We start from the raw sequence: 25,281 nt of genomic DNA on the forward strand, positions 1-25,281 counted from the left end.
CTCCGGGCTGCTGTCGTACGGGGGGGGTGGAGCGGGCTTCGGTCAGCTCGCGGCGGCGAGCTTGGCCGCGGAGTCGGTGTCCACGCAGGCCTGGATGACCGCGTCGAGGTCTCCGTCGAGCACCTGGTCGAGGTTGTAGGCCTTGAAGCCGGTGCGGTGGTCCGAGATCCGGTTCTCCGGGAAGTTGTAGGTACGGATCTTCTCGGACCGGTCCACGGAGCGGACCTGGCTGCGGCGCACGTCGGAGGCCTCCTGCTCGGCGGCCTCCTGCGCGGCGGCCAGCAGGCGCGACCGCAGGATGCGCATGGCCTGCTCCTTGTTCTGGAGCTGGCTCTTCTCGTTCTGGCAGGAGGCGACCACACCGGTCGGGATGTGCGTGATGCGCACCGCCGAGTCGGTGGTGTTGACGGACTGGCCGCCGGGGCCGGAGGAGCGGTACACGTCGATGCGGAGGTCGTTCGCGTTGATCTCGACCTCGACCTCCTCGGCCTCCGGGGTGACGAGTACACCGGCGGCGGAGGTGTGGATGCGGCCCTGGGACTCGGTGGCCGGAACGCGCTGGACGCGGTGCACGCCGCCCTCGTACTTCAGACGGGCCCACACGCCCTGGCCCGGCTCGGTGGCACCGTTGCCGCCCTTGGTGCGGACGGAGACCTGGACGTCCTTGTAGCCGCCGAGCTCGGACTCGGTGGCGTCGATGATCTCGGTCTTCCAGCCCACGCGCTCGGCGTAGCGCAGGTACATGCGCAGCAGGTCGCCGGCGAACAGGGCCGACTCGTCGCCGCCCGCGCCCGCCTTGACCTCCAGGAGCACGTCCTTGTCGTCGCTGGGGTCGCGCGGCACGAGCAGCAGGCGGAGCTTCTCGGTGAGCTCCTCGCGCTGCTGGGCCAGGTCCTTGACCTCGGCGGCGAAGTCCGGGTCGTCGGCCGCCAGCTCCTTCGCCGTCTCGATGTCCTCGCCCGTCTGCTTCCAGGCACGGAAGGTGGCGATGATCGGGGTCAGCTCCGCATAGCGCTTGTTCAGCTTGCGCGCGTTGGCCTGATCGGAGTGGACCGAAGGGTCGGCGAGCTGCTTCTCGAGGTCGGCGTGTTCGCCGACCAGTTCCTCGACCGCCTCGAACATCGGGGGACTCCTGTGGTGAAAGTGCGGGGGGACTGCACGGGGTGACGGGCTTGAACGACGACAAAGGCGCCGGTCCGGCCGCCCCCGAGTGGACAGGGGGCGGCCGGAGACCGGCGCCTGGGTCGCGCTACTTCTTGGCCGCGCCCTTGCCGAAGCGCGCCTCGAAGCGGGCCACACGGCCACCGGTGTCGAGGATCTTCTGCTTGCCCGTGTAGAACGGGTGGCACTCGGAGCAGACCTCGGCACGGATGGTGCCCTCGGTCAGGGTGCTACGGGTCGTGAACGACGCGCCGCAGGTGCAGCTGACCGCGGTCTCGACGTACTCGGGGTGAACATCGCGCTTCAAGGTGTCTCCTAGATTCGGGAGGGCGCCGGGTCGCAGGAGCCGAATTGCGCACTGCGTGAACCGGGGCCGACAGACCAGTCTGCCAGGACCGGGCCGCCTGTCAAAATTCTGAGGACACCACCCTCAACGGGAGGGGGGCCGGGTCTATTCCGGGCTCCGTTCCGGGGCCTGCCGCGGGGTCCTGCCGGGCTGCGGCGCAGCGGGTCCCGGGCCGCTTCGCCTACCGGACGACGGCCCCGGCCTCGCTCTTGTCGCCGGTGGAGTGCGCGGTGGCGCCGGCGGGGATCGGCCGGTCGGCCAGCAGGGCGTCCCAGACCATGGCGGACTCCTTCGGCAGGGGCGTGACGCGGTTGGCGTCGATCGCGTCCGTGGTCACGGGCAGGGTGATCATCTGGAGGTCGGCGGCGTCGATGCCTTGGAGGCTCTGGGCGAACCCGGCGAGGGACTTCACGTCGCCGAGCGCCTTGTCGGTCGTGAGCGCCTTGGTCCCGGCGTCGGCGAGGTCGAGCAGCTCCTTGGGGCTGTCGAACACGCCGACGCCCTTGACCTGCTTGATCAGCGCCTTGATGAAGGCCTGCTGGAGCTGTATTCGGCCGAGGTCGCCGCCGTCCCCGACGCCGTGGCGGGTGCGGACGAGCCCGAGGGCCTGCTCGCCGTCGAGCCTGTTGGGGCCGGCCGGGAGGTCGAGGTGGCTGTAGTCGTCCTTGATCGGCTTGGTGGTGGTGACCTCGACCCCGCCGAGGGTGTCGACGATCCTCTTGAAACCGGTGAAGTCGACCTCGATGTAGTGGTCCATGCGGATTCCCGACATCTTCTCGACGGTCTTGACCGCACAGGCGGCGCCGCCGACGGTGTAGGCCTCGTTGAACTGCGTGCGGCGACCGCCCGGGTCGGACCTCCCCGTACCGGCGACGGCGCACGCGGGGCGGGCGGTCATGGTGTCGCGGGGTATGGACACGATCGCGGCCTTCTGGTGGCCCTCGTAGAGGTGGACGACCATCGCCGTGTCGGAGCGGGCGGAGCCGCCGTCGTCCCGGCCGTACGCGCCGTTGGCGCCGCCGCGGGAGTCGGAGCCGAGGACGAGTATGTCCATCGAGCCGTTGTCGACGTCGGCCGGCCGGTCGGTGCCCAGCACCTGGTCGATGTCGACCGTCTTCAGGTTGCCGTTGAGCTTGACGTAGACGTAGCCCACGCCCGCCCCGCCCAGCAGGAGCACCGCGACGGCGCTCCACCCGGCCGCGGCGACGGCCCGGCGGCGCGCCGCCGGTCTGCGCCGGCGCGGGCCCGCGGCGCTCCGGCCGCTGCCCTTGCTGTCCTCGGTCATGGTCTCCTCAGTCCTGGGTCCGGCCCGCGGGTCCGTACCGGCCCCGCCGTCCACCCCGCGGGTTCCCTGACACAGACGGGCGAATGCGGTGAAGGGTTCCACCGAGGATGCAACCCTCCGTACCGCCAATAATCGCGCACGAACCGGGACAGACCTTCCCCGGTCACCCCTCACCTGCGGTTTCGGGCGCACGCCGGGAGTCCCCGCACGAAGGCGACGTGGCGGAGCTCTCAGGTGTCCCGACGGGCCCAGGACGCCTCCCCGCCGGTGCCGCGGGAGCCGGCGGGAAGCACGGCAGCCCCCGCCGCGGCGTGCGGCGGGGGCTGCTGTGGCGATGCCTCACGGCCGGCGTGGTACGCCGGCCGACGGACCTCAGTCGTCGCTCTTGCCCGACGGGGTCGTCTTCGCGATCTGCATCAGGAACTCCGCGTTCGACTTCGTCTGCTTCATCTTGTCGAGGAGCAGTTCGATCGCCTGCTGCGAGTCGAGCGCGTGCAGCACCCGGCGCAGCTTCCACACGATGGCGAGCTCCTCCGCGTTGAGGAGGATCTCCTCCTTGCGGGTGCCCGACGGGTCGACGTCGACGGCCGGGAAGATGCGCTTGTCGGCGAGCTTCCGGTCGAGCTTGAGCTCCATGTTGCCGGTGCCCTTGAACTCCTCGAAGATCACCTCGTCCATGCGCGAGCCGGTGTCGACGAGCGCGGTGGCCAGGATGGTCAGCGAGCCGCCGTCCTCGATGTTGCGCGCGGCACCGAAGAAGCGCTTCGGCGGGTACAGCGCGGTCGAGTCGACACCACCGGACAGGATGCGGCCGGAGGCGGGCGCCGCGAGGTTGTACGCGCGGCCCAGACGGGTGATGGAGTCCAGCAGGACGACCACGTCGTGACCCAGCTCGACGAGGCGCTTGGCGCGCTCGATGGCCAGCTCGGCGACGGTGGTGTGGTCCTCGGCCGGGCGGTCGAAGGTCGAGGAGATGACCTCGCCCTTGACCGACCGCTGCATGTCGGTGACCTCTTCCGGACGCTCGTCGACCAGGACGACCATCAGGTGGCACTCGGGGTTGTTCGTGGTGATCGCGTTGGCGATCGCCTGCATGATCATGGTCTTGCCGGTCTTCGGCGGGGCCACGATCAGACCGCGCTGGCCCTTGCCGATCGGCGACACGAGGTCGATGATGCGGGTGGTCAGCACGCCCGGGTCGGTCTCCAGGCGCAGCCGGTCCTGCGGGTACAGGGGCGTCAGCTTCTGGAACTCCGGTCGGCCGCGGCCGGATTCGGGCGCCATGCCGTTCACCGAGTCGAGGCGCACCAGGGCGTTGAACTTCTCGCGGCGCTCGCCGTCCTTGGGCTGGCGCACGGCACCGGTGGTGTGGTCGCCCTTGCGCAGCCCCGCCTTGCGGACCTGGGCGAGGGACACGTACACGTCGTTGGGGCCGGGCAGGTAGCCCGAGGTCCGGATGAACGCGTAGTTGTCCAGGATGTCGAGGATGCCCGCGACGGGGATCAGCACGTCGTCGTCGGCGACCTGCGGCTCGTTCGGCGCGAACTCGTCGCGGCCGCGACGGCCCCGGCGGTCGCGGTAGCGGCCGCGACGGCCACGGCGGCCGCCCTCGTCGTCGAAGTCGTCCTGCGGACCGCCGTCCTGGCGGCCCTGCTGGCCCTGGCCCTGACCGCGGCCGCCCTGCTGCTGGCGGTCCTGACGGCCGCCGCCCTGGCCACCCTGCGCAGCCTGGCCCTGACCCTGGCCGCTCTGGCCCTGCTCGTCGGCCTTGGCGCCACGGTCGCGGCGGTCGCGCTGGCGGTCGCCGCGCTCCCGGCGGTCGCGGCGGCCGCGGCCCTCGCCGTCCTGGCCCTGGGCCTGGCCGGCGGAGACCGCCGTGGCGGCCTCCGCCTTGGGCTCGGCGGGCGCGGTGGCGGTGGCGGTGTCGGCCTTCTGCTCGACCTGCACGGAGACGGGGGCCGAGCTCTCCGGGCTGCCGGAGGGGGCCGTGGCGCGGCGGCGGCGGCGTTCGCCGGCCGGGGCGTCGTCTCCCCCGCTCTCGGCCGCGCCGGAGCGGGAGGGGCCTCCTGCCGGCTGGCCCGGGATCTCGATCTGCGTCTGCGCGGCAGGCTTCTCGGCCGGGGCCGCGGGGGCCTCCGCCGGTGCGGCGTCGGCGGCGGCCGTACGGGCCTTGCTGGTGGCGCGGCGCTTCGGCTTGGTCTCGGCGGTGTCCGCGGCGGCGGCAGCGGCCTTGGGGGCACCTCCGCCCGCCTGCGCCTCCTTGATGACCTCGATCAGCTGGCTCTTGCGCATCCGCGCGGTGCCCCTGATGCCGAGGCCGGACGCGACCTGCTGCAGCTCGGCGAGGACCATGCCGTCAAGGCCGGTGCCGGTGCGTCGCCGCCGTCCGGCGGGGGCGGCCGCGGCGCCCGCGGCGGGGGCACTGGTGTCGACAGAGGTGTCGGCAGCGCCCATCAGATCGGTGGTGTCGCTCACGAAGGGTCCTTCCCTGGAGCGGACGTCGGCCTGTCTGGCTCGGCGACCGGTTGTGCTGTCCGACGACGGCCCTAGGTGTGGACCGTGCCGGGGCGGTGGTCCGCCGATACGGAGATGCGGCGGAAAGAAACGTGCGTGGGTTCGGCGAGAAGCCCCCGAGCTGAAAGCGTGGGAAAGTCACGCCGATTCCGGAGCGTGCTCGAAACTGCTGGAAGCGATCAAAGCAGTCGGGGAGGCTCCCGGAAGAAATGTGGTCCCGGATGGGGACACTGAGCACCGAGCCCTGGCGGCTTCCGATGCGCACTTGAGACTAACACTACCGGATCCAATAGATATTCCCCCTCTCAATCACCGGCAATCGCGTGCTTCCGCGCGGGCGGCCTGCCCTGGCCGCCCGCCCCTGGCCGACTGGTCCTGTCCGAAAGCAGGCCTAGCCGCCCTGGGTGCCCAGCGGAAGTACGCTCGCGCCCGCGGCGTCGAGTGCGAGCCGGTTGGCCGCCCACCCCTCGCCCGCGAGCTGCGCGACCTTGTCGGCCGCGTCGTTGTCGACCAGCGCGAGGACCGTGGGCCCCGCGCCGGAGATGACCGCGGGGATGCCGTCCGCCCGCAGTCGGTTGACGAGTGCCACGCTCTCGGGCATCGCCGGGGACCGGTACTCCTGGTGGAGCCGGTCTTCGGTCGCCGGCAGCAGCAGCTCGGGACGCCTGGTCAGGGCTTCCACGAGCAGGCCCGCGCGGCCGGCGTTGACGGCCGCGTCCACATGCGGGACGGTGCGCGGCAGCAGGCCGCGCGCCGTCTCCGTGAGGACCGGCCGGGAAGGCACGAAGACCACCGGAACGATGGATTCGGCGGGCTCCATCCGGATCGCCCGGGCGCTGCCCCCGTCCATCCAAGCCAGCGTGAACCCGCCGAGCAGGCACGCGGCGACGTTGTCGGGGTGGCCCTCGATCTCGGTGGCGAGCTCCAGCAGCGCCGCCTCGTCGAGCTTCCCCTCGCCGCCTATGGTGACGGCGCGGGCGGCCACGATGCCTGCGCAGATGGCGGCCGAGGAGGAGCCCAGGCCGCGGCCGTGCGGGATCCGGTTGGCGCAGACGACTTCGAGGCCGCGCGGCTGCCCACCCAGCAGGTCGAAGGCGGTGCGCATGGAGCGTACGAGCAGGTGGCTCTCGTCCCGCGGGAGGGTGTCGGCGCCCTCACCCGCGATGTCGATGTCCAGGCCGGAGTCGGCCACCCGGACCACGACGTCGTCGTAGAGCCCCAGGGCCAGGCCCAGGGCGTCGAACCCGGGGCCGAGGTTGGCACTGCTGGCGGGGACGCGCACCCGTACGGCGGCGGCGCGGAACGCTGGACCGGCCATCGTCCGATGACACTCCTTGTGACTGTGCGAGAACTTCGCTCTTCGCTGGCTCGCTGTGAATGTACTGGAGAACGTACGACACCCGAAGGCCCTCGGGGCAGCACCGCAGTCATATGCGCGGTGGCGGATGTAAGTACAGCCTATCGAAGGAAGGTTCCCTCGCGACATAGGGCGCACAGGAGGCGCACGATGCGTGTCGCGGGCTTCGACCGGGTTGGACCCGCTTCGGCCGCACTTCGGTCGTCGTACGGGGTGAGTTGCCGGGTCCGGAGGACCCCTGGAGCGCCGTCACGGCACTCGGAGGGCCCTCCGGGCCCGGCCCCGCACGGGCGGGCGTCAGACCAGGCCGAGGCGCACCGCGGCGGCTTCGGCGTCGACCGGAACGGTGACCGGCTGCGGCGCGCCGGCGACCGCCCAGTCGGGGTCCTTGAGGCCGTTGCCGGTGACGGTGCACACGATCCGCTGGCCCGGGTCCACCAGGCCCAGCTCGGCGGCCTTGAGCAGGCCGGCTACGGAGGCGGCCGAGGCGGGCTCGACGAAGACGCCTTCCTGGGCGGCCAACAGCCGGTAGGCGGCCAGAATCTGGCGGTCCGTCACCTCGTCGATGAAGCCGCCGGACTCGTCCCGCGCGGCCAGCGCGTGGTCCCAGGAGGCCGGGTTCCCGATGCGGATCGCGGTGGCGACGGTGTGCGGCTCCTTGACGACCTCGCCGCGCACGATGGGCGCCGAACCGGAGGCCTGGAAACCCCACACGCGAGGCGTACGGGAGGCCAGGCCGTCGGCCTTGTACTCCTTGAAGCCCTTCCAGTACGCGGTGATGTTGCCGGCGTTGCCCACCGGCAGCACGTGCACGTCCGGGGCGTCGCCGAGCGCGTCGACGATCTCGAACGCGGCCGTCTTCTGGCCCTCGATGCGTACCGGGTTGACGGAATTGACCAGCGCCACCGGGTAGTTGTCGGACAGCGCGCGGGCCAGGTCCAGACAGTCGTCGAAGTTGCCGTCCACCTGAAGGATCTTGGCGCCGTGCACGAGGGCCTGGCCCATCTTGCCCAGCGCGATCTTGCCGCGGGGCACGAGCACCGCGGAGACCATCCCGGCCCGCACCGCGTAGGCGGCGGCGGAGGCCGAAGTGTTGCCGGTGGAGGCGCAGATGACGGCCTTCGCGCCCTCTTCCTTGGCCTTGGTGATCGCCATGGTCATACCGCGGTCCTTGAAGGACCCGGTGGGGTTCGCCCCTTCGACCTTGAGGTGCACCTCGCAGCCGGTGCGCTCGGACAGCACCTGCGCGGGGACGAGGGGAGTGCCACCCTCGCGGAGCGTGACCACCGGAGTCGTGTCCGTCACCGGCAGGCGGTCCCGGTACTCCTCGATGATGCCGCGCCACTGGTGGGTGCGATTGCTGCTCATGGGTCCTTACTCCCCTTCAACACGCATGATGCTGGCGACACCGCGGACGGTGTCCAGCTTCCGCAGCGCCTCGACGGTCCCGGAGAGGGCGGCGTCGGGCGCGCGGTGGGTGACGACGACGAGGGACGCCTCGCCGTCCTTGCCCTGCTGGCGGACGGTGTCGATGGACACACCGTGCTCCGCGAACGTCGTCGCCACCTGGGCGAGGACGCCCGGCTTGTCGGCCACATCGAGGCTGATGTGGTAGCGGGTGACGACATCGCCCATGGGGCTGACCGGCAGCTGGGTGTACGCCGACTCGCCGGGCCCCGTTGCCTCGGCGAGCTTGTTGCGGGCGACGGCGACGAGGTCGCCGAGGACCGCGGACGCGGTCGGGGCGCCGCCCGCACCGGGCCCGTAGAACATGAGCCGCCCGGCGGCCTCCGCTTCGACGAAGACGGCGTTGTACGCCTCGCGGACGGACGCGAGCGGGTGGCTGAGCGGGATCATCGCCGGGTGGACGCGGGCCGTGACGGACGCCCCGTCCGCGGCGCGCTCCAGGATGGCCAGGAGCTTGATGGTGCAGCCCATCCGCTTGGCGGAGGCGAAGTCCGCGGCGCTGACCTCGGTCATGCCCTCGCGGTACACGTCGTCCAGACGGACGCGGGTGTGGAAGGCGATGCCGGCCAGGATCGCGGCCTTGGCCGCGGCGTCGTAGCCCTCGACGTCGGCGGTCGGGTCGGCCTCGGCGTACCCGAGGGCGGTGGCCTCGTCGAGCGCCTCCTGGTAGCCGGCGCCGGTCGAGTCCATCTTGTCGAGGATGAAGTTCGTGGTGCCGTTGACGATGCCCATCACCCGGTTGATCTTGTCGCCGGCGAGGGACTCGCGCAGCGGGCGGATCAGCGGGATGGCGCCGGCGACGGCGGCCTCGTAGTACAGGTCGAGCCCGGCCCGCTCGGCGACGGCGTGCAGCGCGGCGCCGTCCTGGGCGAGCAGCGCCTTGTTCGCGGAGACCACCGAGATACCGTGCTCGAAGGCGGTGGTGATCAGAGTGCGGGCCGGCTCGATGCCGCCGATGACCTCGATGGCGATGTCGATGTCGCCTCGTTTGAGAAGGGCGGTCGCGTCGGTGGTGATCAGCGCGGGATCGATGCCCTCGCGCACCTTGGAGGGGCGGCGGACCGCCACGCCGGCGAGCTCGACGGGCGCACCGATCCTCTGCGTGAGGTCGTCGGCGTGCGTCGTCATGATGCGAGCCACCTCTGAGCCGACCACTCCACAGCCCAGCAGCGCCACCTTCAGCGGACGCGTACGCATCATTCGACCTACGCCTTTCGATCTTCCATCATTACCCCGCGCACGGTTTGCACGCGGGGTGTGAACCAGTCTCACCCAATGGACAGCACTTTCCACCTTCGGTCCATTGGCTGAGACACCTATTTCATTATCCGACGTCGAGTCGCAGGAGATCTTCCTCCGTCTCGCGGCGAACGATCACTCGGGCCTGCCCGTCACGCACGGCGACGACGGGCGGGCGGAGCGCGTGGTTGTAGTTGCTGGCCATGGAGCGGCAGTACGCGCCGGTCGCGGGCACGGCGAGGAGGTCACCGGGCGCCAGGTCGGCCGGCAGGAAGGCGTCCTTCACGACGATGTCACCGCTCTCGCAGTGCTTACCGACGACGCGGACGAGCATCGGTTCGGCGTCGGAGGTACGGGACACGAGCGCGATGGAGTATTCCGCGTCGTAGAGGGCCGTACGAATGTTGTCGGACATCCCACCGTCGACGCTGACGTACGTACGCAGCCCCTCCAGCGGCTTGATCGTCCCCACCTCGTACAGCGTGAACGCGGTCGGACCGACGATGGCGCGACCGGGCTCGACCGAGATCCGGGGAGCGCGCAGCCCGGCGCTCTCGCACTCGCGGGCCACGATCTCGGTGAGGGCCTTGGCGATCTCGTGCGGCTCGCGGGGGTCGTCGCCGGAGGTGTAGGCGATGCCGAGGCCGCCGCCGAGGTCGATCTCGGGCAGTTCGATGCCGTGCTCGTCACGGACGGCGGCGAGCAGCCGCACGACGCGCTTGGCGGAGACCTCGAAGCCGGCCATGTCGAAGATCTGGGAGCCGATGTGCGAATGGATCCCCAGCAGCTCCAGCGAGTCGTGGCCGAGGACACGGCGCACGGCCTCGGCGGCGGACCCGTCCGCGACGGCGATGCCGAACTTCTGGTCCTCGTGGGCGGTCGCGATGAACTCGTGCGTGTGCGCCTCGACGCCGACGGTCACGCGAATCTGCACCGGCTGGCGTACGCCCAGCTCACGGGCGATGTGCGCGACACGGACGATCTCCTGGAAGGAGTCCAGGACGATCCGGCCGACGCCGGCCCCGACGGCCCGGCGGATCTCCTCCCCGGACTTGTTGTTGCCGTGGAAGGCGATCCGGTCGGCGGGCATGCCCGCGGCGAGGGCGGTCGACAGCTCCCCGCCGGAGCACACGTCGACGTTGAGACCCTCTTCCTTCAGCCACTTCACGACAGCCTTGGAGAGGAAGGCCTTCCCGGCGTAGAAGACGTCGGCGTCCTTGCCGAAGGCGTGCGCCCAGGCCCGGCAGCGCGACCGGAAGTCGTCCTCGTCGAGGAAGTACGCGGGCGTCCCGAACTCCTCGGCGAGCCTGGTGACTTCCATGCCGCCGACGGAGACGACGCCGTCGTCCCCGCGCCGGACGGTCCGGGCCCAGACCTTCTCGTCGAGCGCGTTCAGGTCGGCGGGCGGCGGGGAGTAGTGCCCTTCGGGCAGGACGTCGGCGTGGCGGGGCCCGGCGGGGTGCGCGGAACGGCTCATCGGCTTCTCTCTTCGCGGTTCATAGGCGTTCGGGTGCGTCCAAGCCGAGCAGGGCCAGGCCGCCGGCCAGCACCGTCCCGGCGGCTTCGGCGAGTGCCAGCCGGGCGCGGTGGGCGGCCGAGGGTTTCTCGTCCCCCCGGGGCAGTACGCGGTACTGGAAGTCGAGCAGCGCATCGGCCAGCTCGACGAGGTGCCGGACGAGCCGCTCGGGCGCGCGGTGGTGCGCGGCGGCCTCCAGGACGAGGGGATGGTCGGCGAGGAGCCGCAGCAGGGCGGCGGCGTCGCCGACCTCGCCCGCCTCGGGCCGGAAGCCCAACTGCTCGGCGTTGCGTACGAGGGCCCGGCTGCGTGCATGGGCGTACCGGACCCGGAAGAACTCGCTGGCCTCGCCCTGGTGCAGCAGCAGGTCGGAGAAGGACGGAGTCTCCCGGGCGGGCGTGGCGAGCATCGCCCATCGGGCGGCGTCGGCCCCGTAGCGGGCGACGACGTCGCCGTCGCGCTGCGCGACGGGAGCGACGGTGACAGCGATGGCGGGGGTGGCGGAGTCGGGAGAGGCCAGAGCGCCGGTGGAGGCGGCAGGGGCGGCGGGCGTGCGCACGGACCCGATCTCACCCTGGACGTACAGGAGCCGCAGAACGCTCTGGCGCACCACGCGCTCACGGGGCCCGAGCCCGCTCTCGTCGCCGTGGACGGTCCGCACGGCCCGGCCTCGGACATCCCGGCCGATCACGTCGGCCACGACCGCGGGCGCGGAGGGGGCGGGCAGCACGAAGTTGAGGAACCCCGCTCCGGTGACCTCGACGCGCTCGATCCCGGGCTCGGCCCCGAGCCGGCGGGCCAGTACGTCGGCCACTCCACGGGGCGGGCATCCGGCGGCCTTGGCGACCTGGAAGGCGACGGGGGTGGCGTAGTCCCCCACCCCGCCGGGCCGGGTCCGCTCGACGACGACCCGCTCGGGCGCGGCCGCACCCGCGGCGAGCTCCCCGTCGGCGACGGCGCAGCGCACGGCGCGTACGACGCAACGGGAGAGGTCTGCGGGGGTCACGGGACCAGCCTAGGGGAGGCGCCCGGTCATCCCACGAAGGGTTTCGCCATGTGAACAGCAGCCCCCGCGGGCCGACCGCGACTCAGCCGCGGCCCCTCCCGGCGGGTGCCCCTCTCCTCCCGTCGCGCCGGTCCTTGCGCTCGATGAGCCGGCGCACGACCCGTACGAGCTCGGTGGGCTCGAACGGCTTGGCGAGGAAGGCATCCACCCCGGCCGCGATCCCGGCCTCGACCTCCTGCTGCGTACAGGCGCTGACGATGGCCACGGGCACGTCCCGGGTCCGCGGATCGGCCCGCAACTGCGCGGCGGCCCCGAACCCGTCCAACCGGGGCATGACCACATCAAGAGTGATCACGTCAGGGCACACCCGGTGCGCCACGTCCAGGGCCTCGGCACCATCGTTCGCGGTCACGACCTCGAAGCCCTCCAGCTCGAGATTGACCTTGATCAGCTGCCGGATCACCTTGTTGTCGTCGACGACGAGGACCCGGCCAGAGACGCCTGGCACAACTCGAGAGTAGGTCGGCGCGGGCCCCCGCGTCCGGGTTTTTGCCACTTCCACCCCGTGCGGGCGACCCATGTCCCCGTCCCCCGCACATCGGTTCCTGATCACCCCGCGGAAGCTGGTAGTGTTCAACCCGTCGCCGCACGACGAGCGACACGCCCCCGTAGCTCAGGGGATAGAGCAACGGCCTCCGGAGCCGTGTGCGCAGGTTCGAATCCTGCCGGGGGCACTTCGCAGGAAGTGCCCAAAGACCCCGCCGCCAGCGCACATGCTGGAGACGGGGTCTTCGCGTATGTGCAGCCGTCAGGCAATGCAGCCCCATGGCCGCCTCTGAGGCTTTCGTGCCACTCGGGCGGTCGTACGCGGGTGCAGGAGTACGCGGCTGCCGAAGGCGCGGCGACTGATTGATTCCCTGCGGCAGCTCACCACCCGACTGTACTGTCGTCCACCACCCCGCCCGTGGGCCTTCAACGAGAGGTGCCGCATGACCACGCCCGCCACCGTGAACCTGACGAAGGCCGCCCCCACCGTCTCTCTGGCCAAGCACGGCGTGACCTCCGGACTGATCAAAGTGAACCTCAACTGGACCTCGCCGCAGGCCGCCGCTCGGCAGGCGGCCGGCGAGGCGCGCGGTCTGTTCGGCCGGATACGGGCCTCGCTGCGCTCGGCCTCCGCCTCGGCCAGGACGGTGGACCTCGACCTCGGCTGCATGATCCGCTGCACCGACGGCTCCAAGACCGTCGTGCAGGCGCTGGGCAACGCCTTCGGTGCGGTGGACCGCTTCCCGTACGTCGCCCTCGACGCGGACGACCGGACCGGGGCACGGGAGACGGGGGAGAACCTCGTCATCAACCTGGACCACCAGGCCGAGTTCCAGAAGCTCCTGCTCTTCGTCTACATCTACGAAGGCTCCGGCGACTTCCGCGGCCTCGACGCCGTGGTGACCTTGACCTCCGACCGCGGCGACCGCTTCCGGGTGGTCCTGGACGCATGCCCGCCGCAGGCGAACGCCTGCGCCATCGCCCTCATCAAGCGCCAGAAAGGCGAACTCGTCATCGAACGCGAGGTGCGCTGGTTCACTCCGGCGGACGGTCCCGGCGTCCAGGACAAGATCTCCCGCGCCTACCGGCTCGGCATGAAGTGGACCCCCGGACGGAAGTAACCCCCCGGCCGCGATTCCTCGGCCTCTGCGAGGCGGGGGCCGACGGTGTCCGCAGCCGGAGCGTGGCCGATGCGGTCGCCCGCCGCAGACCGGAGGACCGGCTGCCAGAAGCGCACTGCGGCGCGAGGTCCCCGACGTCGGAGTGCCGGAGAGGGGCGGACCTCGTGGTGAGGTCCGCCCCGGTGTGCCCGGCCGGGCGGGGGTGCGATGGGGTGACGCGAGAGGGGGCCGGGTGGGTCAGAAGGTGAGGGACCAGGCGTCGATCTTTCCGGTGTCCCACCAGGCGTTGTCATGGACCCGGAGGTTCCAGATGCCGTTGGCGGGGGACGCCGAGGTGTCGACGGTGTACGTGGCGCGCAGGTCGTCGTTGCTGCCGCCGACACCGTAGTCCTTGAGCAGGTGGACCCTGCCGTCCGGCGCGAGGAGTTCGACCCGGAGGTCTCCGATGTAGGTGTGCTTGATGTCCACGTCGACCTTCAGCGCGGACGGGGCGTTGCCCGAGCGCCCCTTGACACCGATCGGCGATTCCGAGGTGGCGTGGTCGTTGATCGCGTAGTCGGTGGTGTTCTCGTAGCGGTCGCCACCGGGCGGCGGCGGCTCGTCGCCCCCGCCTGCCACGCGCAGCAGGCGGTTGGGGCTGCCGCTGCCGGGGTCGCCGACGACGCCCTCGGTGGCCGCCGAGGTGAGGGCGGCGGAGACCTGCGCCGGTGTGGCCGACGGGTTGCCGGCGAGGTAGACGGCGGAGGCGCCCGCGACGTGCGGGGCGGCCATCGACGTGCCCGAGATGGTCTGGCGGTCGGTGTCGCTGCCGTTCCAGGCCGAGGTGATGGAGTAGCCGGGCGCGAACAGGTCGAGGATGCTTCCGTAGTTGGAGAAGTACGCCCTGTCGTCGCCGCTCGTGGTCGCTCCGACGGTCAGCGCCTGGGAGACGCGGGCGGGCGAGGATCCGGAGGCGTCCTCGTCCTCGTTGCCGGCCGCGACGGCATAGGTGATGCCGGAGGCGATGGAGTTGCGAACGGCGTTGTCCAGGGTGGTGTTGGCCCCGCCGCCGAGGCTCATGTTGGCGACGGCCGGCTTGACGGCGTTCCGCGTCACCCAGTCGATGCCCGCGACGACCCCGGAGATGGTGCCGGAGCCTTCGTCGTCGAGGACCCGGACCGCCACGACCTTCGCCTTCTTGGCAACGCCGTAGGACGACCCCGCGACGGTACCCGCGACGTGGGTGCCGTGGCCGTGGCCGTCGGCGGCGGTGTTGTCGTCGTCGACGGCGTCGTAGCCGTAGGAGGCGCGACCGCCGAAGTCCTGGTGGGTGATGCGGACACCGGTGTCGATGATGTATGCGGTGACGCCCTCGCCGGCGGAGTCCGGGTAGCGGTACGTCTGGTCCAGTGGCAGCTTCTCCTGGTCGATCCGGTCCAGGCCCCAGGAGGGCGGGGACGGCTGGGTTCCGTTGATCCTGACCACCTGGTCCTGGACGACCGATTCGACCGCCGGATCCGCGGCGAGTCGCCTGGCCCGCGCCTCGGACAGTTCGACCGCGTAGCCGTTGAGGGCCGCGGTGTACGTTCGCGTGACCTTGGCGCCGTACCGCTCGGCGAGAGCTCTGCCGGAGGCCCCGTCGGAGTCGGCGAGGGCGGGGCGGAGTGTGACGAGGTAGCTGCCGGGGACTGCGGCGGCGCCGGTGGTGTGCGGGACGGCGCCGGTGCCGCCGGTTCCCGCCGCTGCTGCGGCCGGGGCGGCGAGGGAGCAGGCGCCCAGGGCGGAGGCCAGGAGCAGTCCGGCCAGGCTGGTTCTGCGTCGTCGCGTGCGTAACGCGGACATGGGGGGGTCTCCTTGTGAGAGGTGGGGTGTCGTGGAGTTCCACAGACTTGGCAGGCCCATGACAATTCCGCATGTGCAGGAGCTGTGCGGAAGTTGTGCGCTCCTCGGGCTGCGGGCAGAACAGTGACCCATCTCCCTCCAATGCACAAGTGCCGTTGGGTGGTTGAAAAGCGCACGGCCGAGCCGGGCACCGCTCCACCTGCGAGGACCGGGCCCGATCGGTCGCCTTCGCCGATGCGCGCGGGTCCGTCGGTGCGGCTGCACCGGCGCCGTGGAGCCGGGCACGGAGCCGGGCACGGAGCCGGGCGCGGAGCCGGTCACGAGTCGATAAAGCGTCGGGAGGCCGGCGTTCGGCTCCACTCCCTCCTCATGAGAGGGCCTGGACCACCGCACCGTGCGGTGGACCGCCGTGCCGTCGCGCAGCCGTACCGACGAGCCCGTGCCGAACCGGTCCCCCGGGACGGCTCGGGAGCGTCCGCTCCACGCCGATCCTCGAAGACGCGGTTCGGCCCGGGGCGGGCGGTACGTCCGGACGCCGGCGACCGGTGGGGGCGTCCGCGCCCCGGGCCGCGCGCACAGGAGGAGCACTCATGCACAAGCGCAGGAGATCCACCGCCCGCCGGGTGAGAACCGGAGCCGCTCTGGCCGCCGGGCTACTGGTCGCGGCGGGCCTGCAGCTCGCCGCCTCGGCTTCCGAACCCGACCTGGACCGGAACGTGGCGGACGCGGAGGCCGACGTCGCACGCCACCCGAAGGCGTTCGGCTATGGACCGGGACAGAGCCTGCGGTTCACGGACGCAGTCGTCGACGCGGACGGTACCCGACACATACGTTTCGAGCGCACGTATCAGGGGCTCCCGGTCATCGGCGGCGACCTGGTGGTCCACCAGGACCGGAACGGCAGGATGACGCGCGCCTCGCGCGCCAAGGGACACAGCCCCGTCGTCCGGTCCCTCGAACCGGTCGTCACCGTGTCGGAGGCCGCCGCCGCGGCACACGGCGCGGCCACCGGCATCCGCGAGGCCGTGACCGAACCCCGGCTGGTCGTCTGGGCCGTGGAGGGGACGGCCCGACTGGCCTGGCAGACGACCGTGCGGGGCGTGGGAGCGCACGACCAGCCCACCGGACTGGTGGTCGTCACCGATGCCGCCACCGGCGAGCGGATCGAGAGCTACACCTCGGAGCACCAGGCGCGCGGAGAGGGCCGCTCCGCCTACGCCGGCAAGGTGCCCCTGGACACCAGCCCCCGCAGGGGCGGGTTCTCCCTCACCGACCCGGTCCGCGGGCACGTCACCAAGGATGCCGGCAACATCCGCCCCGGCAGGGTGAACGCGGCGTCGGGCACGCTCTTCACCGACGCCGACAACCGCTGGGGCGACGGCCGCACCCTGTCCCGTGACCGGTCCACCGCGGCCGTGGACGCGCACGCCAACACCGCCCTGACCCACGACTACTTCAAGAAGACCTTCGGCCGGAAGGGCATCAGGAACGACGGTCGGGCACCCACCGTCTTCGTCCACGTCGGCAAGCACTGGGACAACGCCCAGTGGGACGACAGTTGCTTCTGCATGCTGACCGGGGACGGCGACGGCCGCAAGGACACCGAGCAGGTCGACCTCGACACCATGGGGCACGAGATGACGCACGGCATCACCGCCGCCACCGCCCGGCTCCGCTACCACGGCGAGGCCGGCGGACTCAACGAGGCCACCAGCGACATCTTCGGCACCATGGTGGAGTGGTACGCGGACAACCGCGACGACACCCCCGACTACCTGTTCAGCGACCGGTCCACCCCGCCCTGGCTGCGCCGCCTGGACCAGCCCTCGCGTGACGGCAGGTCACCCGACTGCTGGAGCCCCAAGGTCCGCCGCATGGACCCGCACCAGTCCTCCGGAGTGGGCAACCACTGGTTCTACCTGGCCTCCGAGGGCAGCGGTCGCAAGACCGTCAACGGGACCGCGTACAACAGTCCCACCTGTGACGGTTCCCAGGTCACCGGTATCGGCAACGAGAAGGCCGCGAAGATCTGGTACCGGGCGCTGACGGTCTACATGACCTCGACCACCGACTACCACGAGGCCAGGGGCGCGACCCTGGACGCGGCCCGCGACCTCTACGGCAAGGGCAGCAAGGAGTACCGGACCGTGGCGCAGGCCTGGGGTGCCGTCAACGTCGGCTGATCGGGCGCTCCGGGCGCGGCCGGTACACCCGGCGCGCCCGGAGCGGCCCCACGCCTCACATGACCCACGGAACGCACAGAGCACAGGGCACAGGGCACAGGGCACAGGGCACAGAGCACACGGCACACAGCACACGGCACACCGGACGCACCGGGTCTTCGCGGCCGGTACCCGAAGGGTGGTCAGACCTGCGCCCTGGGCTGCTCCCCCACCAGCTTGCCGAAGACGATCAGGCGGCCGCGGGTGCTGAACTCGGGTGTGCACGTCGTCAGGGTGATGTACCGGCCGGACACGGTGAAGGGGGATCCGCCGGGGACCGGGCGGAGCACGCTCACGTCGGTCGGTGGGGTCTCGGGGATGCGGCCGGCCACCTCGTAGGTGTAGGAGGCGTTCGCGGTCTCCACCACGATCCGGTCCCCCGGCGCCAGCCGGCCGATCTCCCGGAACGGCTCCCCGTGGGTGTTCCGGTGCGCGGCCAGCACGAAGTTCCCGGTGGCGTCGGCGGGCATTCCCGTGCCCGGGTAATGGCCCACCAGCCCCTTGTCGAGCACCTGCTGCGTGCCGATGCCCTCGGCGATGGGGAACTCCAGGTCCAGTTTCGGGATCCGGATGATCGCGAAACCCTCGCCCGGCGCGAAGCCGTCGTCGCCATCGTCGCCGGCTCGGGGCTCCGGGTCGTCGTCACGCCACGCCTGTTCCAGTCGGGCCCGGGCCTCGTCGGCCTCCGCGCGGGCCTGCACGTTGCTCCACCACACCTGGTGGGCGACGAAGAGGACCATGGCGAGTCCGGACGTGAGCATCACGGTGCCCGCGGCCCGCGCGGCCCCGGAGGGCGGCTGCCTGCGGCGACGCCCCGACCCGGCCGGGCCGCGCCGGGCCCTGCGCCGCCCCGAATCGGCGCGACGGGCCGCCGCCCTCCGGGCCCCGGCCCGTCGCGAGGGGGGTGCCTGCGCCGTCTCCGGCGGCATCACCGGCGCCTCCGGAGCCGGCGGGGGCGGCGCCCCGGGGCCGTCATGCCCCCCGGAGCCGGCCGGCCACTCGGGGAGGTGGGGAGCGGTGGCGTACGCCTGTTCCGGGCAGACGTCCCAGGTGTCCGGGTACGGGAGCGGTTCACGGCCGTACGAGGCGCCGTCCGGCTGGAGCGGCACGCCGGTGAACCAGGCCTCGGGCGGCTGCGGCGGGGGGTCGGCGTACCAGGCCTCCGGCGGCTGCGGCGGGTGGTCCGCGTACCAGGTGCCGTCCGGCTGGAGCGGTGGGTGTGCCGCAGGGAGGTAGGGGTGCGGTTGGCCCGGCCAGGCGTAGGACTGCGGGGGCGGCGCGTACGCCTGGGGCGGGTGGGTGTACCAGGCGTGCGTCGCGGGCTGCGATTCCTGAGCGGGCCAACCGTCCGGTGCGGGGAGCGGTTCACGGCCGTACCAGGGACCGGGCGGCTGGAGCGGCGCAGCGGCGTACCGGGCCTCCGGCGACGGGACGGGTGGATAAGGGGGCCAACCGGCGGGTTGGCCGGCCCACTGTGCGGCGTCGTCCGGATGCGTCATGGTCATGAGCGGGGTGCCTCCGGCGACTCGGCCGGGGCGGTCCCGGCGGGATGGAGCGGGCGCCCCGGTGGGGGCCGGCCCGGGCCCCGTGGCGCCCGGGAAAGGTGCACGCCACGGGGCCCGGGCGGACGGAGGCGGCGTCCGGCTGGGCCGGACGCCGCCTGGAGAGTGGTCAGTTGGCCTGCGTGGCTCCGCGGCGGGAGCGGGCGCGGCGGGTCGCGACGAACGCGCCGCCGATCAGGAGCGCACCGCCGCCGAGGGCGGTCAGGGTGAGCGTGGTGCCGTCGCTGCCGGTCGAGGCGAGGTTCTGGCCCGCGAGACCGGGAGCCTTGCCGGCCTTCCCGGACGCGGCGGCCTCCGAGGTCCCGGCGGCGCCCGGGGCGGCGGCGCCCTGCTCCTGGTTCTCGTGCGAGCCGTCGGTGCCGCTCTCGTCGACGTCGGCGGGTCCGGTGGGCACGGTCGGGTCGGTCACCTCCATGGGGGCGGTCTTGTCGGCCGCTTCCTCCGGCGCGACGGCGGTGCTCGGCGCGGCGCCCGCCGCCGGGGCCTTGCCGTCGAGGCCGACCGCGACGGTCGCCGCGTCCGCGGTCTTGCCGGTGATCTGCACGGTCACCTTGGAGGCGTCGTCACGGAGTTCGGTGATGCCGGCATTGCGTGCGGTCGTCGTCAGGCCGATCGGCACGGCGGTGTGGTAGCGGCCGTCGGTGACGCGGTAGGCGTAGACGCCGTCGAGGTTCTTGTCGAGGTGGCCGGACGGACGGCGGTATTCCAGGAGCAGGCTCTGCTGGTTCCCCATCGGGATCTCCAGCGCCCGGGTGCCCTTCTGGGATCCGTAGAGGGCCTTGATGCTGAAGGTGCCCGAGCCGGTGGCACGCTGGTGCTCGGCGGTCTCCAGCCAGCCCATCCGGATCAGCTGGTTGGCGGACAGGCCGGCCGCCCCGTTGCCGCCCATCGGCGACCTGCCCTCGACCGCGGCACGGTCGTTGCAGTCGACGAGGTTGCCGTCCTTGCACTGGTAGCGGATCTGGTGGCCGAAGCCGATGTTGTGGCCGAACTCGTGCCGGATCGTCGTCTCGGACACCTTGTTGTCCCCCGTGTTCAGCCAGGTGTAGCGGCCACCGACGGATCCCATGCCGGACCAGTAGCAACTGATGTGGGGCAGGACGATGGACAGGTAGTCCCAGTCCTTCCCCCGCACCAGGCCCTTCGCCGCGACCTGCGCCTCGACATCCTCACGGACCATCCGCAGCTGGCCGTTGCCACCGCAACCGGCCTTCTCCTTCAGGGTCAACGGACCGAGGACCTTCTCCTTGGCGGCGGGCCCGAAGGTGAACCGGCCACGCGACGTCTCACTGAAGTACGTGGACAGCGACTCGCCCGCGCCGAAGTACTTGTCGACGGCGTCCGTCCGCATCGCGGCCGCGTCCGGGTGCGCGCGGTCGGCGAAGTTCGCCACGACGACCAGGACGCGCCCGGTCTTGCCCTCGTCGGCCGCCGCGGCCGGGGAAGCCGAGGCCCCGACCGCCAGCGTGGTGAGGGACGCCGCGGCGGCCAGGAACCTGCCGATGTTCGTGTTCATGCGCTCTGTGCTCCCATGGCTCGAAGGCTGATTCACTGGGAGAGAGCGCACGCCCGCCGCACCCTGGTGCGGCGTTACCCAGTCGTTATCTTCGAGCGATCGCCCGTCGCGGGAGATCGGGGTGCGCGGCCCCTTGTCAGAACGCGGGTTTGGTTGCGGTGAGGGTGACCGTGGCCATGCCCATCTCGATGAACCCGGGGCGTGAGAGCCGGTCGAGGACGGTCGGGACGTCGTCGGTGTGGACCCCGGGGAGCGCGGCGATGCCCGGACCGAGATGGTCGAGGGTCAGGCGCCAGAAGCGGCCCATCGGGGTGTCGTACGCGACCGTCGGCACGGTGGTGCGCAGGCCGATGCCGGTGAGGCCGTGGGCGGCGGCGGTACGGGGCAGGTCGAGGCCCCAGTCGGTGCAGTCGGTGCCGATGCGGTCGGCCAGGACCCGCAGGGCGCCCAGGGAGACCCGCCGGTAGACCTCGTCCCGTGCGGCCTCCAGGGAGAACAGCGCCGGCTCCTCGATGACCAGGCGGCCGCCGGGCGCGAGCCAGCGGACGATCCGGCCGAAGACCTCGGCGCGGTCGGGCAGGTGGTGCAGGAGGTAGCGGACGTGGATCACGTCGAAGGAGCCTTCGGGAAACTCGTCCGTGGTGACGTCGTGCCGCAGGACGCCCAGGCGCTCCCCGCGCATCCCTTCGAGGAAGCGCAGATCGAGTTCGGTCGCCGTCACGTGGGCGGAGGGGAAGAGGTCGAGCATCCGGAGGGCCACGCTGCCCGTTCCGGCGGCGAGTTCCAGACAGCGGCGCACGGAACCGGGCCCGGGCGCGGCCAGGGCGTCGACGGAGACCGGGTCCAGGACGTCCGCCAGGGCGGAGAGCCGGTCCCTCTCGTCCTTGCCGGTGTGGCTGAAGATCTCGTCGCCGTAGCGTTCGGTGCGTTCGGTGCGTGCGGTGCGTGCGGTCATCGGGCACTCCGGGGTCGGTGGGCGGTGACGGGCGTGAGATCGGCGGGTGAGAGGGTGCCGGGGCGCCGATGTCCGGTGAGGGTGAGCGCACCTGTGAACTCGGCCTCCAGGCAGCGCAGGACGTGCGCGACGCCGTCCTGTCCGCCGATGGCGAGGCCGTAGAGCCAAGGCCGGCCGATCAGGACGGCACTCGCCCCCAGCGCGAGGGCGATCAGGACGTCGGTCCCGGTACGGACGCCCGAGTCGAAGAGGACGGGCACCCGGCCGGCGACGGCCTCGACCACCCCGGGCAGGCAGTCGAGCGCCGCCACTCCGCTGTCCAGCTGTCGGCCTCCGTGGTTGGAGACGATGATCCCGTCGACGCCCGCGTCGGTCAGCGCGGTCGCCTCGTCCGACCGGCAGACCCCCTTCACGACCACGGGCAGGTCGGTCCAGGAACGCAGGAGTTCCAGGTCCGCGGGGCGGAACGCGGGGCGCGTGTAGAGGCGGTTCCAGGTGGCCGCGGCGGCCCGGATGACCGCCTGGTCGGGAGCGGCGCCCCGGGGCGGCGGAGCACCCGTTCCGGCCAGTTCGCAGAACCGCGGATCCGAGAGGTAGTTCCCGATGCCGTGGCCGTGCTGGAACGGAAAGAAGCCGGAGTCGAGTTCGCGGGTGCGCCAGCCCGCGACGTGGCAGTCCCCCTGGAGGACGACGGCGCGGTACCCGGCGTCCTCCGCCCGCGCGAGGAGCGAACGGGCGAGCTTCTCGTCATCGGGCCAGGCGAACTGGAACCACCTTCGTCCTCCGGGGGCGGCCTCGGCGACCTCCTCCAGCGGGGTCGAAGTCGCCGACGACAGCACCTGCACGACGCCCGTGTCGGCCGCGGCCCGTGCCGCCGCCCGTTCGGCCTCCGGATGGGCCAGATCGGCCACTCCGGCCGGGGCCAGCATCACCGGCACCGCCATGGGCGTCCCCAGGACCGTGCACGAGGGGTCGCCGGCCGCCCCGTCCCGGAGGATCCGGTAGTTCAGGCCCCAGCGCGCGAAGGCGTCCTCATTGGCCGCCACCGTCCGCTCCTGCCCGGCGCCCCCCGCCATGTAGTCGAAGCGGGGGCGTGGCAGCGCCTGGCGCGCCGCGTCCTCCAGCCCGCGGGAAGTGAAGGGGAAGGGGCTTCCGCCTGCGGCGAAGACCTGGCTCTGGTAGCCACCTGCGTACGGCAATCGGGCACTCCTGTAGGTGAAACGCACCCCGCCGGCCGACGAGTGCGGCGGGCGAGGCACGGCCTGTCGTGTTCTGCGGATGCCACCCGTGGAGAAGCAGGTCCCTGCCCGCCCGTCCGAGTCCGAGCCCCGCCGGATCGGCGAGCGGACGGATCGGCGAGCGGACGGTGGCGAGCGGACGGCAGTGGTCGGCGGATGCCGGGGCTCGGGCGGCTGCTGCTGCGGGCGTGCCGCCGACCAGTTCGCCTCGGCGGCGCTCAGCCGGTGGCAGGAGGGTGGACGCTGTCGCCCGTGTCCCGGTCGGTGGTGGTCCGCCGCTCCCTCGCCGTGCTGCCCTCGGTGCGCTCCAGGACGTAGCGGTCGGCGCGGAACCGGATGCCCTGGGCGGGCCGTCCGTGGCCGCTCGCGACGGACGGGTGGACCGTCGCGCAGGTGCTCGCACCGAAGGCTGCGCCGGTCAGATGGCGACCGGTGGGCTTGTTCCTCAGCCGGTACGCGTGGCCCGGTTCCGCGGTCACCGCAGGCATCGCCCGTCCCCCTCCGTCTGTGACGCGACACCTGGAAGCTACACACCGTGCGCGACCGACGACAGAAGGCGAAATCCGGCCACAGGCGGAAACCTGCTCGCCGGCGGACCGGATCGCCCGCCCGTCGGCCGCGCCCCGCCGGAGACCGCACCGGTGCCCGTCGCGCCCCGTCCGCCTCGGGCCTCCTGGTTCGGGCGGTCCGTACGAGGGGGAACCCGGGGAAGCTGTGGGTTCGGGGGGTGGGGGCGGGGCGCCGGGGTGTCTAGGGTGGACGGTGAGGCCGCAATGCGCCGCTGACCTGGTGCTTTGCGGGAGAGCACGGAGTGGATGGGGCGGCACGATGCGTGAGCTGGTGGAGACGGCGCGGCGGTGGGTGGCCGAGGGCCGGGCGGGGTATCTGGCCCGGCCCGTCACCGAGCAGGGCTTCGGGCCGCGGGACCCCGCCGGGGCCCTGCTCGTCGACGTGCGCGGGGAGTGCGTCGGCAGCCTGTACCGAGGAGTGTTCGATGCGGAACTCGCCGCCGAGGTCGCGGCCATGGCTCCCGGGGCCACCGCGCGGGTGTGCGAGGTGTCCGTGGCAGGGGACGAGGCCGTGGCGGCGAAGCTGACCTGCGGCGGGCAGGCCGAGGTGCTGCTCCAGCCGCTCGCGGCGATTCCCGCCGAGTGGTGGCAACTGCTCGGGGAGGGGGTCGGGGTGGCGCTGGTGACCCGCCTGAACGGGGCCGCGGACCAGGCGTCCAGCGAGGTCGTACGGGCCACCGCGGTGCCGGACGGCGATGCCGGGCGGCGGGCCGCGGAGCTCCTGGCCACGCGGCGGGCCGGGCGGGACGCCCTGTACGGGGATTCCGGGCTGGTCCTGGTCGAGGCACACCCGTCGGCCCCGTACGTGGTCATCGGCGGTGGCGGTGAGCTGGCGGCCGTCATCGAACGGCAGGCACTGCTGCTGGACTGGGAGGCGGTGCGGGTCGAGGCCGCCGGGCCTGCGGTGGAGGTGATCGAAGCGCGCCGGGACGCCGCGTGCGTGGTCATGCTGAGCCACGACGAGCGCTTCGACGTGCCGACGCTGCGTGCGGCGCTGGCCGCGGGGGTCCCGTACGTCGGGGCGCTCGGGTCACGGCGGACGACGGCACGCCGGAGGGACGGACTGCTGGCGGCCGGGGTCACCGAGGCGGAACTGGCCCGTGTGCACGGGCCGATCGGGCTCGATCTCGGCGCGCGTACCCCGGCGGAGACCGCCCTGGCGATCTGCGCCGAGATCCTCGGGGTGTTGGGGGCACGCCCGGCGGGTGCGCTGCGGGACGCCGACGGCCCGATCAACACCTGAGCCCGAATCCCCGCACGCGCCTCGTCGCGCCACACGTAATGCGTCCTGCGCGGCTTCAGACGCCGATCACCCGAAAAGCGCGCAATCTGATGTTGTGAGAGAAAATGCTCCGTATGGACATGATCCTGAGCGTGGACTCGATCCTGACGGATGTCGCGTGGTTCCCGGTCATCGGATTGGCCGTCGTCGCCCTGCTGCTCGGCGGCTTCAAGCTGGGCCAGCTGGTCCGGGCCAAGGAGCCGCCACCCCCCGCCGCCGAGGAGCAGCCCCGCCTGCCGGAGGGCGGAGCGGTCTACGAAGTCCGCGAGGAACGGGACCAGGTGGAGATCCCCGAGGGTGGCCTGAGACCGCACGAGATGCAGGGCTACGGGAACTTCGGCTCCACCACCTCCAGCCATCCGGAGGAGGTCCGCAAGGAGCGCGAGTCCGGGTACAAGCTGCCCGAAGGGCCCGGTCCGCACCCGCAGCCCGGGGCTCCGCCGAACGCCGGGCGCGGGGCGCACTCCTGACCCGGCCGTCCGCCCCGGGAGGACGGCGACCCGAAGGCCGCTGACCCGCGCCGCCCGCGCGGGTCAGTGCCCTTCCCTCCTCGCAGGT

20 protein-coding genes and 1 tRNA gene are annotated in these 25,281 nt (G+C 72.3%); 5 read left to right on the forward strand and 16 right to left on the reverse strand.

Going from position 1 to position 25,281, the window contains the following annotated elements; translation table 11 throughout:
* Positions 1-42: 42 nt before the first annotated feature.
* From prfA to AW27_RS10110, 10 genes are all read right to left on the reverse strand, one after another.
* A complete protein-coding gene (prfA, locus tag AW27_RS10065) occupies positions 43-1,122 on the reverse strand; it encodes a peptide chain release factor 1 (protein ID WP_037927909.1) in 1,080 nt (359 codons plus the stop codon).
* Positions 1,123-1,249: 127 nt separating this feature from the next.
* Positions 1,250-1,468 (reverse strand): 50S ribosomal protein L31, encoded by a 219-nt coding sequence (rpmE, locus tag AW27_RS10070; protein WP_030008686.1) that lies wholly within the window; start codon positions 1,466-1,468, stop codon positions 1,250-1,252.
* A gap of 220 nt (positions 1,469-1,688) precedes the next feature.
* On the reverse strand, positions 1,689-2,792 hold the full coding sequence (locus AW27_RS10075; RefSeq protein WP_037927907.1) for an LCP family protein: 1,104 nt from the start codon (positions 2,790-2,792) through the stop codon (positions 1,689-1,691).
* Between the two features lie 372 nt (positions 2,793-3,164).
* Positions 3,165-5,267, reverse strand: coding sequence for a transcription termination factor Rho (gene rho, locus AW27_RS10080; RefSeq protein WP_037927904.1), 2,103 nt, complete (start codon positions 5,265-5,267; stop codon positions 3,165-3,167).
* A 430-nt stretch (positions 5,268-5,697) separates the two neighbouring features.
* The gene (thrB, locus tag AW27_RS10085; protein WP_037927902.1) at positions 5,698-6,624 is read right to left on the reverse strand and encodes a homoserine kinase; all 927 of its coding nucleotides are present in this window, start codon (positions 6,622-6,624) and stop codon (positions 5,698-5,700) included.
* Positions 6,625-6,960: 336 nt separating this feature from the next.
* Positions 6,961-8,031 (reverse strand): threonine synthase, encoded by a 1,071-nt coding sequence (gene thrC, locus AW27_RS10090; protein WP_037927899.1) that lies wholly within the window; start codon positions 8,029-8,031, stop codon positions 6,961-6,963.
* Positions 8,032-8,037: 6 nt separating this feature from the next.
* Positions 8,038-9,327 carry a homoserine dehydrogenase gene (locus tag AW27_RS10095; protein WP_037928613.1) on the reverse strand — a complete coding sequence of 430 codons (1,290 nt, stop codon included), beginning with the start codon at positions 9,325-9,327 and terminating at the stop codon, positions 8,038-8,040.
* A 127-nt stretch (positions 9,328-9,454) separates the two neighbouring features.
* On the reverse strand, positions 9,455-10,846 hold the full coding sequence (gene lysA / locus AW27_RS10100; protein ID WP_037927896.1) for a diaminopimelate decarboxylase: 1,392 nt from the start codon (positions 10,844-10,846) through the stop codon (positions 9,455-9,457).
* Between the two features lie 19 nt (positions 10,847-10,865).
* Positions 10,866-11,891, reverse strand: a complete 1,026-nt coding sequence (gene nrtL / locus AW27_RS10105) for an ArgS-related anticodon-binding protein NrtL (protein ID WP_037927893.1) — start codon at positions 11,889-11,891, stop codon at positions 10,866-10,868.
* A gap of 82 nt (positions 11,892-11,973) precedes the next feature.
* On the reverse strand, positions 11,974-12,471 hold the full coding sequence (locus AW27_RS10110; protein WP_037927890.1) for a response regulator: 498 nt from the start codon (positions 12,469-12,471) through the stop codon (positions 11,974-11,976).
* Positions 12,472-12,553: 82 nt separating this feature from the next.
* On the opposite strand from AW27_RS10110, the gene AW27_RS10115 reads away from it, so the two are divergent.
* Positions 12,554-12,625 (forward strand) — tRNA-Arg (locus AW27_RS10115).
* Between the two features lie 255 nt (positions 12,626-12,880).
* Positions 12,881-13,558, forward strand: coding sequence for a hypothetical protein (locus AW27_RS10120; RefSeq protein ID WP_037927888.1), 678 nt, complete (start codon positions 12,881-12,883; stop codon positions 13,556-13,558).
* 237 nt (positions 13,559-13,795) lie between these two features.
* Here AW27_RS10120 and AW27_RS10125 read toward each other — a convergent pair whose 3' ends face one another.
* Positions 13,796-15,379 carry a S8 family peptidase gene (locus tag AW27_RS10125; RefSeq protein ID WP_037928610.1) on the reverse strand — a complete coding sequence of 528 codons (1,584 nt, stop codon included), beginning with the start codon at positions 15,377-15,379 and terminating at the stop codon, positions 13,796-13,798.
* Between the two features lie 590 nt (positions 15,380-15,969).
* On the opposite strand from AW27_RS10125, the gene AW27_RS10130 reads away from it, so the two are divergent.
* Complete coding sequence (locus AW27_RS10130; RefSeq protein WP_037927885.1) at positions 15,970-17,562, forward strand: M4 family metallopeptidase; 1,593 nt, start codon at positions 15,970-15,972, stop codon at positions 17,560-17,562.
* A gap of 182 nt (positions 17,563-17,744) precedes the next feature.
* On the opposite strand, the gene AW27_RS10135 is transcribed toward AW27_RS10130, so the two are convergent.
* From AW27_RS10135 to AW27_RS10155, 5 genes are all read right to left on the reverse strand, one after another.
* Entirely contained in the window at positions 17,745-19,106 is a 1,362-nt protein-coding gene (locus AW27_RS10135; RefSeq protein ID WP_052031246.1) for a class E sortase, read from the reverse strand.
* A 166-nt stretch (positions 19,107-19,272) separates the two neighbouring features.
* Positions 19,273-20,679: a metallopeptidase domain-containing protein gene (locus tag AW27_RS10140; protein ID WP_037927881.1), complete on the reverse strand. Its 1,407-nt coding sequence runs from the start codon at positions 20,677-20,679 to the stop codon at positions 19,273-19,275.
* Between the two features lie 136 nt (positions 20,680-20,815).
* On the reverse strand, positions 20,816-21,634 hold the full coding sequence (locus tag AW27_RS10145; RefSeq protein WP_037927878.1) for a class I SAM-dependent methyltransferase: 819 nt from the start codon (positions 21,632-21,634) through the stop codon (positions 20,816-20,818).
* Positions 21,631-22,833, reverse strand: coding sequence for an alpha-hydroxy-acid oxidizing protein (locus AW27_RS10150; protein WP_037927875.1), 1,203 nt, complete (start codon positions 22,831-22,833; stop codon positions 21,631-21,633). The genes AW27_RS10145 and AW27_RS10150 overlap by 4 nt, the downstream gene beginning before the upstream one ends.
* Before the next feature lie 257 nt (positions 22,834-23,090).
* Complete coding sequence (locus tag AW27_RS10155) at positions 23,091-23,360, reverse strand: hypothetical protein (RefSeq protein WP_037927872.1); 270 nt, start codon at positions 23,358-23,360, stop codon at positions 23,091-23,093.
* A 340-nt stretch (positions 23,361-23,700) separates the two neighbouring features.
* Between AW27_RS10155 and AW27_RS10160 the strand changes: the two genes are divergently transcribed.
* Together AW27_RS10160 and AW27_RS10165 are read left to right on the forward strand one after the other, a co-directional pair.
* Positions 23,701-24,684, forward strand: a complete 984-nt coding sequence (locus tag AW27_RS10160; RefSeq protein WP_037927869.1) for an XdhC family protein — start codon at positions 23,701-23,703, stop codon at positions 24,682-24,684.
* Between the two features lie 113 nt (positions 24,685-24,797).
* A complete protein-coding gene (locus AW27_RS10165) occupies positions 24,798-25,193 on the forward strand; it encodes a DUF6479 family protein (protein ID WP_037927867.1) in 396 nt (131 codons plus the stop codon).
* The last annotated feature ends 88 nt before the right edge of the window (positions 25,194-25,281 follow it).

It is taken from the genome of Streptomyces sp. PCS3-D2, from assembly GCF_000612545.2.
Lineage (GTDB): Bacteria > Actinomycetota > Actinomycetes > Streptomycetales > Streptomycetaceae > Streptomyces.

Excerpts from the sequence above, each read along its gene's own strand:
- lysA (WP_037927896.1), bottom strand. The coding sequence starts at position 10,846 with ATGAGCCGTTCCGCGCACCCCGCCGGGCCCCGCCACGCCGACGTCCTG.
- AW27_RS10130 (WP_037927885.1), top strand. The coding sequence starts at position 15,970 with ATGCACAAGCGCAGGAGATCCACCGCCCGCCGGGTGAGAACCGGAGCC.
- AW27_RS10155 (WP_037927872.1), bottom strand. The coding sequence starts at position 23,360 with ATGCCTGCGGTGACCGCGGAACCGGGCCACGCGTACCGGCTGAGGAAC.
- thrB (WP_037927902.1), bottom strand. The coding sequence starts at position 6,624 with ATGGCCGGTCCAGCGTTCCGCGCCGCCGCCGTACGGGTGCGCGTCCCC.
- AW27_RS10145 (WP_037927878.1), bottom strand. The coding sequence starts at position 21,634 with ATGACCGCACGCACCGCACGCACCGAACGCACCGAACGCTACGGCGAC.
- AW27_RS10075 (WP_037927907.1), bottom strand. The coding sequence starts at position 2,792 with ATGACCGAGGACAGCAAGGGCAGCGGCCGGAGCGCCGCGGGCCCGCGC.
- AW27_RS10165 (WP_037927867.1), top strand. The coding sequence starts at position 24,798 with ATGGACATGATCCTGAGCGTGGACTCGATCCTGACGGATGTCGCGTGG.
- prfA (WP_037927909.1), bottom strand. The coding sequence starts at position 1,122 with ATGTTCGAGGCGGTCGAGGAACTGGTCGGCGAACACGCCGACCTCGAG.
- thrC (WP_037927899.1), bottom strand. The coding sequence starts at position 8,031 with ATGAGCAGCAATCGCACCCACCAGTGGCGCGGCATCATCGAGGAGTAC.
- AW27_RS10120 (WP_037927888.1), top strand. The coding sequence starts at position 12,881 with ATGACCACGCCCGCCACCGTGAACCTGACGAAGGCCGCCCCCACCGTC.
- AW27_RS10125 (WP_037928610.1), bottom strand. The coding sequence starts at position 15,379 with ATGTCCGCGTTACGCACGCGACGACGCAGAACCAGCCTGGCCGGACTG.
- AW27_RS10160 (WP_037927869.1), top strand. The coding sequence starts at position 23,701 with ATGCGTGAGCTGGTGGAGACGGCGCGGCGGTGGGTGGCCGAGGGCCGG.
- AW27_RS10140 (WP_037927881.1), bottom strand. The coding sequence starts at position 20,679 with ATGAACACGAACATCGGCAGGTTCCTGGCCGCCGCGGCGTCCCTCACC.
- AW27_RS10095 (WP_037928613.1), bottom strand. The coding sequence starts at position 9,327 with ATGCGTACGCGTCCGCTGAAGGTGGCGCTGCTGGGCTGTGGAGTGGTC.
- AW27_RS10135 (WP_052031246.1), bottom strand. The coding sequence starts at position 19,106 with ATGACCATGACGCATCCGGACGACGCCGCACAGTGGGCCGGCCAACCC.
- AW27_RS10110 (WP_037927890.1), bottom strand. The coding sequence starts at position 12,471 with ATGGGTCGCCCGCACGGGGTGGAAGTGGCAAAAACCCGGACGCGGGGG.